Raw genomic sequence first — 11,983 nt, 5'->3', positions numbered from 1 at the left:
GAGGTGATAGTATGTTTACGGCATTTCGCAGACTGGAATGTAAGAAGACAGATATAATATGGATGATACTTGCAGCGGCTCTTTTGGCAGCAGGCATGCTGGTGTGGTGGTATCTGCCTGTGACTCTGTCCGTAAAACGGGACATATCAAACCCGTATTTTGCGACAATGGATCAAAAGGGCAACCGCTATATTATCAATGAGGGGAAAAGCGAGGTTCTCAAAATATCAGGGAAAGGACGCATCACGGCACGGATCGCGTGGGGAGATCACCAGAAGGACTGCTTTGGAGAGGCGGACGAGGTGGCGGTAGGCAGTGATGGCAGCATTTATATTCTCGATATACTCTGGAATGATACAGGGCTTGGTCTTTCCGGCGAGAGGGTGCTCAAGTATACCTCCGACGGGAAATTTGCCGGTGTTGTTTTTGAAAATGATTATACGGATATGATGATCATGAAACGCCATTTGTTTTCACTTGTTGCCCTGAAGAATGAGATTCGTTTTGCGGCGGTGGATCCGGATGGAAAGGGCTTTAGTACATATGTCCTGAAAAACGGACAGACAAATGCGAAAAGAGACCGGTATATTTCCTGGGATCTTGCGGATGAGATTCAGGATTTTGCCGTCAATGAGAATGGCGGATATTTTGTGATCAAAAACGGAACGATCTATTCCTTTGAAAAGGATCCGCTTAAGGTGGTGTACCGGGCGGAAGACCGGACCTGGCTTTTGCCGTATAATCTTTCCTTTCGGGGAGGATATCTGTATTTCACGGATATCTGTGGAAATGGGATATACCGGCTGCAGGAAGGAAAGGAGCAGGCAGAGTGCTTCTGTCCGATGGAAAAGCTGCAGAAGATTACCGGGCTTGATCTGAAGCATTCGGTTCTGGAGACGATCCAGGTGACGGAAAGTGCAGGAAAAGAAATGATCTCCGTTACCTGGGATAATGCTTCGGCTGTGCTGGCAGTGGATCAGGGTGTGTCCGTAAAAATGGACACCAGACAAAGCTTCTATTATGCAGATTCTTTTCTGGCAAAGCTGTTGTTTTGTTTTGTGGTGTGGACATTTTCCGGTGTAACGGCAATTTATTATTCGATGGTGCTGCTTCGTTATCTGATCCATTCGGGAATCTTTCAAAAGAAACGCTTCAGTATCTTTATGATCCTTGGTGTCAGTATTTCGGCACTTGTGGTTATGGTGAGCATGCTCGAACGTTTTAAGGACAGCTACACACAGGAGCAGATCGGCAGCATGTGCACGGTGACGCAGATCGCATCGGATATTATGGATACGGATGCACTAAAGCATGTGAATTATCCGACGGATTATGGCTCTGAGGATTACCGGAAGCTGCAGGAATGCATGAATGATCTGATTGATGTGACGAGCCGGTACAGTGAAAATCTCTATTGTAATATTGTTAAAGTGAATGGAGAAAGGGCGTATGCACTGGCATATCTGGATCATTCGATCGGCGCGTATTATCCGCTGGACGAGGGAGAAGCCAAGGAAGCGAAGAGGGTTTACCGGACTGGCGAGCAGTATATCAATGACGGAAAGCAGGATGCGACCGGCTCCTATGTTTACGTTAAGGCACCGGTCAAGGACGCGCGGGAAGAGTGATCGGAATTATTGAGATCGGCATGGTGTCCGATACGCTGTCCGGAATGATCGATTCGATGCGTACAAGGATCATGGTTGAGATCATCCTGATGGTGATCATCGCTGTTTTCTTATTAAATGAAGGTCTTGCATTTATGGAGGATCGCAGGGATTGGAAACGTTTAAGTCATAAGGAAAGAACACATACCTTTCCAATCCCTTATCTGCGGGTTGTGACGTTTTTCGTTTTTGCGGCGTACAACATGCCGACAAGCTTCCTGCCTGTATATGTGGAACGTTTTTACCGGGAGGATTTTCCGATCACCAGAGAGCTTGCGGGTTCCCTGCCGCTGACGGTCAATTTTGCGATGATCGGTGTCATGTCCCTGTTTGTATCCGGGCTGCTGCGGCGGTTTGGCTTCCGTCTTGTCATGGGTGCCGGGGCTTTATGCTGTGCGGTGGGAGATCTTATGATGGCATACTCCGGGAGCTATGGCATGATCTTAGCAGGACTGATCTTAGGCGGAATGGGATGCGGTCTGTTGATGAACGGACTGTCGATCATCGTGGCAGACCAGTCCGATCAGGTGCAGTCCAAGGGATTTTCGGTCATTAACGGTGCGATCCTGTCGGGAATGATCTCCGGCACGGTGATCGGTGCTGCGATTGCCGAGAAGCTGGGCGAATCCAAAATGTTCTTCTGCTCTGCGGTGATCTGGGGAAGTATGCTTTTCCTGCTGCTTGCCGTGGGTGGTCTGTTTCATATGTCCGGCAAAGAGAGGGTGCGCCATACCGGCAGACTGTCATTTGTGTTTTCCGGACAGGTGCTTGGGTACCTTCTGTTGATCGTCGTGCCGTATGTGATCATCAACGGCTTTACCAGCTACTTTCTGCCGATCTTTGCGGATGGCCAGGGACTCGGCGAGTCACAGACGAGTCTGCTTCTTGTCATGAACTGTCTTGTGGGAATCTTCTTAAGTGAAGCACTGACCGGTCTTACCATGAAGCATCTCGGGAGAGGAACGCTTTATCTTTCGAGTGCGGTTTCTTTGGGAGCTGTTCTGCTGTTTGGGTATTTTCAGACGCTTCCGATGCTTGCCCTTACGTTGTTCCTTCTTGGCGCGGCGAAAAGCTTTGGTGCAGCGGGACGGGAGATTTTGTTCTGCAGGCAGCCGAAGGTGGCGGCGTATGGTGAGGATGAGGCGATGGGATATTACAATCTTGCCGATAATCTGGGTGAATCCATTGGAACCATGGTGTTTGGTGGCATGCTCAGCGTGGGACTGGTCACCGGCATGTGGATCTTTGCCGGAATTTCTGCGGCGGCGATGGGGATTTACGGCTGGCTGCAGCGGGGAAATACCGTGTGATTTTCGCAAAAAATCGAATTTAAAAGGGATTTAAAGGGATTTAAAGAAAAAAACGCTTGCATTTTATTGACAAATGATATAAAATGTTGGATTGTGATACGTTTATTTTATCCTTGTTCTTTCCTGACAGGGCAAAGCATGCAGGGACATGCCGCAGCCGCTTATCACACGGAGGCGAGCCATGGAGAGAGCCAGAGACCAAAAGGAGGTACAGACAACTATGAACAAGTATGAATTAGCGTTAGTTGTCGATGCTAAGATCGAAGAGGATGTAAGAGTAGCAACTGTCGAGAAGGCAAAGGACTATGTGACCAAATTCGGCGGTAACATCACAAATGTGGATGAGTGGGGCAAGAAGAAGCTTGCTTACGAGATCCAGCACATGAAGGAAGGCTACTACTACTTTATTCAGTTCGATGCTGAGGCAGATGTTCCGGGACAGCTTGAGCAGGCAGTCCGCATCATGGATCATGTTCTCAGATTCTTATGCATCAGACAGGAAGCATAGGAGAAAGGAAGGTGTTTCCTAAGTGAATAAGGTTATTTTGATGGGTCGTCTGACCCGTGATCCGGAGATTCGTTATTCTTCCGGAGAGAATCAGACAGCAATTGCAAGATATACGCTTGCAGTCGATCGTAGATTTAAACGTCAGGGAGATGATCAGTCAGCAGACTTTATCAACTGTGTCGTATTCGGCAGAGGTGCAGAGTTCGCTGAGAATTATCTTCATCAGGGTACCAAGATTGCGGTAACCGGACGTATTCAGACCGGAAGCTATACCAACAAGGAAGGCAACCGTGTTTATACGACCGATGTAGTTGTAGAGGAGCAGGAGTTTGCCGAGAGCAAAGCGGCTGCAGCGAACTACAACGGAAACAGGGATGGCTACCAGCAGGCTCCATCAAGACCTGAGCCGACACAGGCAGCAGGGGATGGATTCATGAATATTCCGGATGCCATCGAAGAGGAATTGCCATTTAACTAGACAGTGGCGTAATAATGATTAGGAGGTTTTGTCATGGCTTATAATAAAGGCGATAGAGACGGTGCTCCAGCAAAGAGAAGACCGATTCGCAGAAGAAAAAAAGTTTGTGCTTTCTGTGCAGACAAAGAGCATGATTTCATTGATTACAAGGATACCAATAAGTTAAAGAGATATGTCTCTGAGAGAGGTAAGATTCTTCCTAGAAGAATTACCGGTAACTGTGCAAAGCATCAGAGAGCTCTGACAGTCGCTGTAAAGCGCGCTCGTCACGTAGCACTTATGCCATATACCACAGACTAATTGAAATCAGACTGATTCATAGCAGCTCTATTGAGTGATCAATAGGGCTGTTTTTTTGTGCAATTTTTTAATCTCCCAAGCTTCCCATATTAATCAAGTGTATCCGCCCATATGATTTCTTATGTCCAATATGAAAAATAATTATTTTGCCTACAAAACAAAGTAATCCGAGAACTGTGCCTGAAAAATTGACGCAGATCAGTAGGATTTCTGAAAAGACTTTGCTTTGCAATGCTTTGATGAATGTGTGTCCGTACGAGCAAGCCCCTTAGGTGGGATCAGCTATTTCGGCAGGCACGCTCCCGCTACGTTGCCCCACGCAGCAGTACATAATGCGCCCTGTTTTTTAAATTTTTTCTTGAGTGCAGGGGCATAAGTACTGGCGGGGGCAGAGTGCCTTGCGAAACACCTGATTCCCACCTGGGGCGCGTACGGAAGGGCACATTCATCAAACATCAAAGCAGCAAAGCAATTAGTCTTTTCGAAATCCGTAAGTGACAAGACAATTTTTCAGGCACAGTTCTCGGATCTTTCAGTGTCTTGGTGGCAAAATATCAAAATAAATTATTGGATATAAGAAATCGTATGGGCGAATATTGATCTCCCGGAGGAAAGTTTTTGTGGGATTAAAAAATTAAGACATCGATGTCCGGACGTAGTGCATACTATGAAAATCATAGAAAGTCACTTAGGAAAGGAGATCAAATGAGAAAGAAAATTATTATTTTAGTGATTCTGGTGTTACTTCTGGCTGGTGGAGGATTTTATGCATATCAGTATTTTACCGGCCCGGAGTATGTTGTCGGGAAAGCTCTGGAAGCGAACAATATTAATGATGTAAAAGCATACATCAAGGAAAACAGCACGGATGTCGACAAAACAGATCAGGCAAAACGCATGGTGAAGGACAAAGCAAAAGAAATTTATCAGAATTATGCGAATGATAAAGCGAAAAGCTATGACGACTGTGAGAAAAGTCTGAAAGAGTTGGCGGGAGTAGAAGGCTGTAAGGAATATACAGAGTCTCTTCAGAAGGATCTTTTAAAAATGAAGGTTTCCAAAGGTCAATTTGGTCTGGGTAAAGGACAGATTGAGAAAAAGGAGTATGCGACAGCGTTTAAGAATTTAAATGGTGTTATAAAACAGGATTGCAATTACAAGACGGCTCAGAAAATGATGAATGATAATTATGACGCATATTGGAAAAAGGTGCAGGAAGACTGTGCAGAAAAGGTGAAAAAGAATGACTATTCCAGTGCGCTCAATGAAATAGACGAAATAAAAGAGCTTGGAAAAAATAAAGAGGAAATCGAAAAATACGAAAAGGAAATTACAGCAAAACAAAAGGCGTATAAAAAGAGACAGAAAAAGCTTCATATCAAACAGTTGAAGCATTCCATTAAATGGATCAAATCAGACATGGATAGGTCCGGTTTTACCAATCAATTTCATATCACTTATAAAAATGTATCGGGCAAAACGATTAAAAAAGTAGAATTTCTTTTTAGGCTATATGATATCTATGGTGAGGAGTGGAGCGGCGGTACTCCGATTAGTTTTACGGATACATGTAAATCCCTGAAGAATGGCGAAACCAGAAGTGCATATTGGGATCTGGGAGCAGGATATGATAAGGTACTTCCTCACGAAACGTGTATTACATATAAGGACGGATCCACAGTGACGTTTAGTACAAAGGAAATGATGCTTTTGATGATAAATCAACTTAATAAATTATAGAAAGGAAGGAAACAGCGATGAAGAAATCAACGATAGGAATCATGGTGGGTTTGGAATCGTGTTCATGATCTAGCTGGGGGAATTGTTTTGGTTGATTTTCGTTGATTGGGGGTTATATTCTGTGAAGTGGCGGCTTGAAAAAGCCGCCGCTTTGTGTTATTCTGTGAAAATGAGCGGTATTCGGAGAGAAACTGCATCAGAACGAACGACAAATGACAATCAGATGATCACACAGATATTGGACAGCTTCCGATATCATCACAGGGAGGTTTCCCATGAAGATAGGCATTATAGGGGCTGGTAAAGTCGGAACAACACTTGGCAGATACCTTTCATGCATGGAAGGGATGTCGGTGGATTTTACAGCCGGACGAGAGAAAGCGCTGACGAGGCAGCGACTTTTGTAGGGACAGGGACATATACGACCCTGCACGAGCTTACACAGGATAACGATATTATATTTATTACGACACCGGACGGCGTGATCGCCCATGTCTGGGAAGCACTTTTGAAAGAAAACTTAGATCATCACATCATATGTCATTTCAGTGGTTCATTAACTTCTTATGTATTTTCTGATCGGGAAAGGGCAGGTGCCCTTGGAATCTCGATGCATCCGATGTACGCGTTCAGCGACAAGTTCCATTCATATGAACAATTTCATACAGCATATCTGACATTGGAGGGCGACCCGGAGGCGGTTGCAGTGATGAAGCCGATGTGGGAAGAGCTTGGTCATCATGTGCTGACCTTGAAGGCGGAGGATAAGATCAAGTACCACGCGGCAGCAGCGATGGCGAGCAACGAAATGCTTGGACTGATGCAGGCGAGCATTGATGTGCTATCCGAATGTGGTTTTGCCGAGGAGGATTCGATGGCGCTTCTGCGTCCGCTTGTGGAGGGCAACATCGCATCCATGCTGGAGAAGGGCTGCGTCAATGCTTTGACGGGACCGGTGGAGCGCGGTGATGCGCAGACGGTCGAGAAGCATTTGCAGGCGTTGGCGGGCAGCAAGGCGGGAAGGATCTATCAGAGCCTTGGCAGCACCATGGTAGAGCTTGCCGGGCGGCGCAATCCGGACAGGGACTATACCCCGATCCGGAAGCTGTTTGAGGAGAATGCGGATTAAAGAATTCACAGGCTGAGGAGATCTGTTTGAAAAGGGAGCAGATTAAAGCATTCGCGGACTGAAAGAGATCTGTTTGAAGAGGAAACAGATTAAAGCATTCGCAGGCTGAGGAGATCTGTCCGTAAAATGGAACAGAACAAACATCGTTGCCGGTTGCACAGAAGGTGTGGGCGGTGACCGGAAATGCGACTATCCATAAGGATAGCGGATATTCAGAAAGGTTGGTAATCAAATGAAAAACACAGTACAGACATGGAGACAGGCAAAACAGGACGGAGTCAAGATTGCAATGCTTACCGCATACGATTACTCCACGGCAAAGCTGGAGGATGAGGCAGGGATCAACGGTATTCTTGTTGGTGATTCCCTTGGCAATGTGATTCTCGGATATGAGGATACGCTTTCTGTGACAATGGAGGATATGATCCATCACGGCGCTGCCGTTTCCCGCGGAGCCCAAAACGCACTTGTCATGATCGACATGCCGTTTATGTCATATCAGACATCCGTTTACGATGCCGTAGTCAATGCGGGACGACTGATGAAGGAAGGACGCGGCAATGCAGTTAAGCTGGAGGGCGGCAAGGAAGTATGTCCGCAGATCAAGGCAATCGTGGATGCAGGTATTCCGGTATGCGCACATCTCGGACTGACACCGCAGCACGTCAATGCATTTGGCGGCAACAAGGTGCAGGGAAAGAGCCAGGAGGCAGCACAGAGTATTATCGAGGCGGCACTTGCCGTACAGGAGGCAGGAGCCTTTGCGGTTGTTCTGGAATGTATTCCGGCAAAGCTGGCGCAGATCATCACCGACAAGCTTGATATTCCAACGATCGGAATCGGTGCCGGTGCAGGCTGTGACGGACAGATTCTGGTATATCAGGATATGCTTGGAATGTTTTCCGATTATTCTCCAAAGTTTGTAAAGCGTTTTGCCGAGGTCGGAGAAGTTATGAAGAAGGGCTTCACCCAGTACATAAAGGAAGTACAGGAAAGCTCTTATCCGGCACAGGAGCATACATTTAAGATAGATGATGACGTATTGGACAAGCTTTATTAATACAAGGACAACGGGAAAGGAAGTATCATAAAATGAAAATCGTAAATACAGTAGCAGAAGTGAGAGCACAGGTTAAGGAGTGGAGAAAGCAGGGACTTACCGTAGGTCTTGTGCCAACCATGGGATATCTTCATGAAGGGCATAAGAGCCTGATCGACCGCGCAGTGGCAGACAATGACAGAGTGGTTGTCAGCGTTTTTGTTAATCCGATGCAGTTTGGACCAAGCGAGGATCTGGAAAGCTATCCGAGAGATATGGACAGAGATGCAGCGCTCTGTGAGGATGCGGGGGCGAGTCTGATCTTTCATCCGGAGCCGTCTGAGATGTATCACGATGACTTCTCAAGCTTTGTGGATATGAGTACGCTGACCGGCGGTCTTTGTGGAAAGACAAGACCGATTCATTTCCGTGGCGTATGTACTGTTGTTTCCAAACTGTTTAATATCGTAACACCGGACCGCGCTTATTTCGGACAGAAGGATGCGCAGCAGCTCGCCGTGATCCGTCATATGGTGTCTGATCTGAACTTCGGTATTGAGATCGTGGGCTGCCCGATCATCCGCGAGGAGGACGGACTTGCCAAAAGCTCCAGAAATACTTACTTAAGCCCGGAGGAGAGAAAGGCAGCACTTGTATTATCCCGTTCATTAAAGCTTGGCAAAAAGCTGATCGAGGATGGTGAGAAGGACGCCAAAAAGGTTATCGCAGCGATCCGCGGTGAGATCGAGAAAGAGCCACTTGCCAAAATCGATTATGTTGAGATCGTAGACTGGAATACACTTGAGCCGGTTGACAGCACCGAGGGAGAGATCCTGACAGCAATGGCAGTTTATATCGGTAAGACAAGACTGATCGACAACTTTATTAAATAATGAATGCGAGTTTTGCAATCCGCTCATTAGCTTATGCAGATAAAAGGAGAATCAAAATGCAGATTACAATGTTAAAGGGAAAGATCCATCGTGCCATCGTGCAGCAGGCAGAATTAAATTATGTGGGCAGCATTACCGTGGATCCGGAACTCATGGAGCAGGCAGGAATATTAGAATATGAGCTGGTTCAGATCGTCGATGTTGAGAACGGCAACCGCTTTGAGACATACACCATCGCCGGAGAGCCGGGAAGCGGCATGATCTGCCTCAATGGTGCGGCGGCAAGACAGGCGCAGGTAGGCGATCATGTGATCATCATGTGCTATTGTCAGATGACGCCGGAGGAGGCGAAGGATCACAAACCGAAGGTTGTATTTGTAGACGAGCAGAATCATATCAGCCGTGTCACCAGCTATGAGAAGCACGGACAGCTTTCCTAGGGGAAAGAAAAGTGGTACATTACAACAACTTCGAAAGGCTCAGAAAAGAGGGAAACAATGTTAAAAGGAAAGACGATCGTACTTGGTGTTACAGGAAGTATAGCAGCCTATAAAATAGCCAATCTTGCAAGCATGCTGGTCAAGCTGCATGCCGATGTACAGGTACTGATGACGCAGAATGCTACGAATTTTATTCATCCGACGACATTTGAGACACTGACAAGCCACAAATGTCTGATCGATACATTTGACCGTAATTTTCAGTACAGTGTAGAGCATGTCGCGCTCGCAAAGCAGGCTGATGTTGTACTGATCGCACCGGCATCCGCCAATGTGATCGGTAAGCTTGCCAACGGTATTGCCGATGATATGCTGACGACCACGGTCATGGCATGCCGCTGCAAAAAGATCATCTCTCCGGCTATGAATACAGCAATGTATGAGAATCCGATCGTGCAGGACAATCTTCAGAAGCTGAAGCACTACGGCATGGAGATCATTGAGCCCGCAGTCGGACTTCTTGCATGTCACGATGTGGGTGCGGGGAAGCTCCCATCGGAGGATGTCCTTCTTCAGTACATTTTGAAGGAAACCGCATGTGAGAAGACAATGAAAGGAAAACGTGTTTTGGTCACGGCGGGACCGACCGTGGAAGCAATTGATCCGGTGCGCTATATCACCAATCATTCCACCGGCAAAATGGGATATGCCATTGCGCGTCAGGCGATGCTGCGCGGCGCAGAGGTGACTCTTGTAACCGGACCGGTCTCTATCGATCCGCCAATGTTTGTAAATGTTGTGCCTGTGACAAGTGCGGCAGATATGTTTGAAGCAGTGACGAGCCGTGCGGCAGAGCAGGATATTATCGTTAAAGCTGCAGCGGTGGCAGATTACACACCGGTGCAGGTGGCTTCCGAGAAGATTAAAAAAGAAGGATGGCGACAATGCGATCGCATTGACCCGCACGAAGGATATTCTCGGCTGGCTCGGAGAAAATCGCAAGCCGGGACAGTTCCTTTGCGGCTTCTCCATGGAGACAGAAAACATGCTGGATAACTCCAGAGCAAAGCTTGCCAAAAAGAATGTCGATATGATTGTTGCCAATAACCTCAAGGTGCAGGGTGCCGGCTTCGGAGGCGATACCAATGTGGTCACACTGATCACGCCGGAGGATACCGTTGAGTTGCCGCTGCAGTCCAAAGAAGAGGTTGCCGGGCAGCTGTTAGACACGATCCTTGAGCGGATGCAGGCGTAGAGTGAACTACAATTTTATAATAATATATACCAAAAGCCTCGACATAGAAGATATATCCCCTCTTTACCGGACAACCGGCAAGGAGAGGACATATTCAAAATAGTGCGAGCTTTTACAATACAAATTAATTATTTAGTTGTGAAATGGATGGCATTCTACAAAAGTACCAGTGCGCTTAAACACTAAGCTAATAAGTCACTTCTACGAGAAATAACCCTTGTGCCGGTGCGGTAAACCCTGCTTCCCGGCGGTCCAGTGCCTGCAGAATGCGGGGGATATCATCGGCAGAGCGCTTTCTGCTTCCGACCTCCAACAGCGTCCCTACCAGAATGCGAACCATATGATACAGAAATCCATTGCCGTAGAAATCCATGGTGATCCGGTCGTCCTGCAAAACGATCCGGATATCGTGGATGCTTCGGACAGTGGATTTTTTCATGTGCCGGTTATCACAAAAACTCTTAAAATCATGTTCGCCGATCAGAGCATTTGCGGCCCGCTGCATCGCTTCAATATCATATGAAACGCGCACCTCCTGCTCAGTCGGGATCCGTGCGGCGTACCGCCTTGTAAATACATCGGGAACGGCAGCATTATCGATCACATATCGGTAATGCTTTTCTTTTGCATTTAATCTTGCATGAAAGCGTGCCGGAGCTTCACTGACCGAGAGGACGCGGACGTCCATCGGAAGAGCATTATTAAAATAATCCCGGATCAGGTCGGTGACAGTTTCCTCTGATCGCAGAAACCTCGGCGGCAGTGCGGACTCCTCACATCGGAAATTTGCCACCTGTCCAAAAGCATGGACACCGGCATCAGTCCGCCCGGAGCCGTTGACATCTGTCGGGACGCCGGTCAGCTTTGATGCGATCGTCTCCAGCTTTGCCTGAATCGTATTGTCTGTATTGCCCTGTTTCTGCCAGCCGCTGTAGCGCGTGCCGTCATACTGCAGGATGAGTTTATAATTTTTCATGGTGGTGTCCTTTTCTGTGTTTATATCGCTATATGACAAGAAGTTCTACGATGTTGTTGCTGAGGTCAAAAATTCGTTTACTCCTTATATCATTTATCGATTGTGTGTTTTTTATTGTAACAGAATATCGTTGGAGGCTCAAGAAAGGAGTTGACATATTATAAATGTAGTGATAAAGTAAAGATATTTTAATAATATTATAACTAAAGTATGTAAATGATATAATTTGAAAAAGGTGATATATGAAA

Annotated in this window: 11 protein-coding genes and 1 pseudogene; 11 read left to right on the top strand and 1 reads right to left on the bottom strand. The window is 46.8% G+C overall.

Annotated features, from left to right (window positions below; all coding sequences use genetic code 11):
* Window positions 1-11 precede the first annotated feature (11 nt).
* The 11 genes and pseudogenes from DXA20_RS00950 (at window position 12) to coaBC (ending at window position 10,759) form a co-directional block, all read left to right on the top strand.
* The gene (locus DXA20_RS00950; protein ID WP_118558964.1) at window positions 12-1,628 is read left to right on the top strand and encodes a hypothetical protein; all 1,617 of its coding nucleotides are present in this window, start codon (window positions 12-14) and stop codon (window positions 1,626-1,628) included.
* Entirely contained in the window at window positions 1,625-2,977 is a 1,353-nt protein-coding gene (locus tag DXA20_RS00945) for an MFS transporter (RefSeq protein ID WP_118558963.1), read from the top strand. The genes DXA20_RS00950 and DXA20_RS00945 overlap by 4 nt, the downstream gene beginning before the upstream one ends.
* Window positions 2,978-3,197: 220 nt before the next feature.
* Entirely contained in the window at window positions 3,198-3,485 is a 288-nt protein-coding gene (gene rpsF, locus DXA20_RS00940; protein WP_118559033.1) for a 30S ribosomal protein S6, read from the top strand.
* 22 nt (window positions 3,486-3,507) lie between these two features.
* A complete protein-coding gene (locus DXA20_RS00935; protein ID WP_118558962.1) occupies window positions 3,508-3,963 on the top strand; it encodes a single-stranded DNA-binding protein in 456 nt (151 codons plus the stop codon).
* Window positions 3,964-3,996: 33 nt separating this feature from the next.
* Window positions 3,997-4,263, top strand: a complete 267-nt coding sequence (rpsR, locus tag DXA20_RS00930; RefSeq protein ID WP_022304837.1) for a 30S ribosomal protein S18 — start codon at window positions 3,997-3,999, stop codon at window positions 4,261-4,263.
* A 705-nt stretch (window positions 4,264-4,968) separates the two neighbouring features.
* Window positions 4,969-6,003 carry a hypothetical protein gene (locus DXA20_RS00925; protein WP_118558961.1) on the top strand — a complete coding sequence of 345 codons (1,035 nt, stop codon included), beginning with the start codon at window positions 4,969-4,971 and terminating at the stop codon, window positions 6,001-6,003.
* Between the two features lie 334 nt (window positions 6,004-6,337).
* Complete coding sequence (locus tag DXA20_RS00920; RefSeq protein WP_118558960.1) at window positions 6,338-7,132, top strand: Rossmann-like and DUF2520 domain-containing protein; 795 nt, start codon at window positions 6,338-6,340, stop codon at window positions 7,130-7,132.
* Window positions 7,133-7,364: 232 nt separating this feature from the next.
* The gene (gene panB / locus DXA20_RS00915) at window positions 7,365-8,192 is read left to right on the top strand and encodes a 3-methyl-2-oxobutanoate hydroxymethyltransferase (RefSeq protein WP_022305127.1); all 828 of its coding nucleotides are present in this window, start codon (window positions 7,365-7,367) and stop codon (window positions 8,190-8,192) included.
* A 32-nt stretch (window positions 8,193-8,224) separates the two neighbouring features.
* A complete protein-coding gene (panC, locus tag DXA20_RS00910; RefSeq protein ID WP_118558959.1) occupies window positions 8,225-9,064 on the top strand; it encodes a pantoate--beta-alanine ligase in 840 nt (279 codons plus the stop codon).
* A gap of 56 nt (window positions 9,065-9,120) precedes the next feature.
* The gene (panD, locus tag DXA20_RS00905) at window positions 9,121-9,504 is read left to right on the top strand and encodes an aspartate 1-decarboxylase (RefSeq protein WP_022305125.1); all 384 of its coding nucleotides are present in this window, start codon (window positions 9,121-9,123) and stop codon (window positions 9,502-9,504) included.
* A gap of 57 nt (window positions 9,505-9,561) precedes the next feature.
* Window positions 9,562-10,759, top strand: a pseudogene (gene coaBC / locus DXA20_RS00900) (bifunctional phosphopantothenoylcysteine decarboxylase/phosphopantothenate--cysteine ligase CoaBC).
* A gap of 187 nt (window positions 10,760-10,946) precedes the next feature.
* Here coaBC and truA read toward each other — a convergent pair.
* Window positions 10,947-11,735, bottom strand: coding sequence for a tRNA pseudouridine(38-40) synthase TruA (truA, locus tag DXA20_RS00895; RefSeq protein ID WP_118558958.1), 789 nt, complete (start codon window positions 11,733-11,735; stop codon window positions 10,947-10,949).
* Window positions 11,736-11,983 lie beyond the last annotated feature (248 nt).

The sequence above is a fragment of the Roseburia sp. AM59-24XD genome (genome assembly GCF_003478445.1).
Lineage (GTDB): Bacteria > Bacillota > Clostridia > Lachnospirales > Lachnospiraceae > Jutongia.
This window is presented reverse-complemented; position numbering and strand designations above follow the sequence as displayed.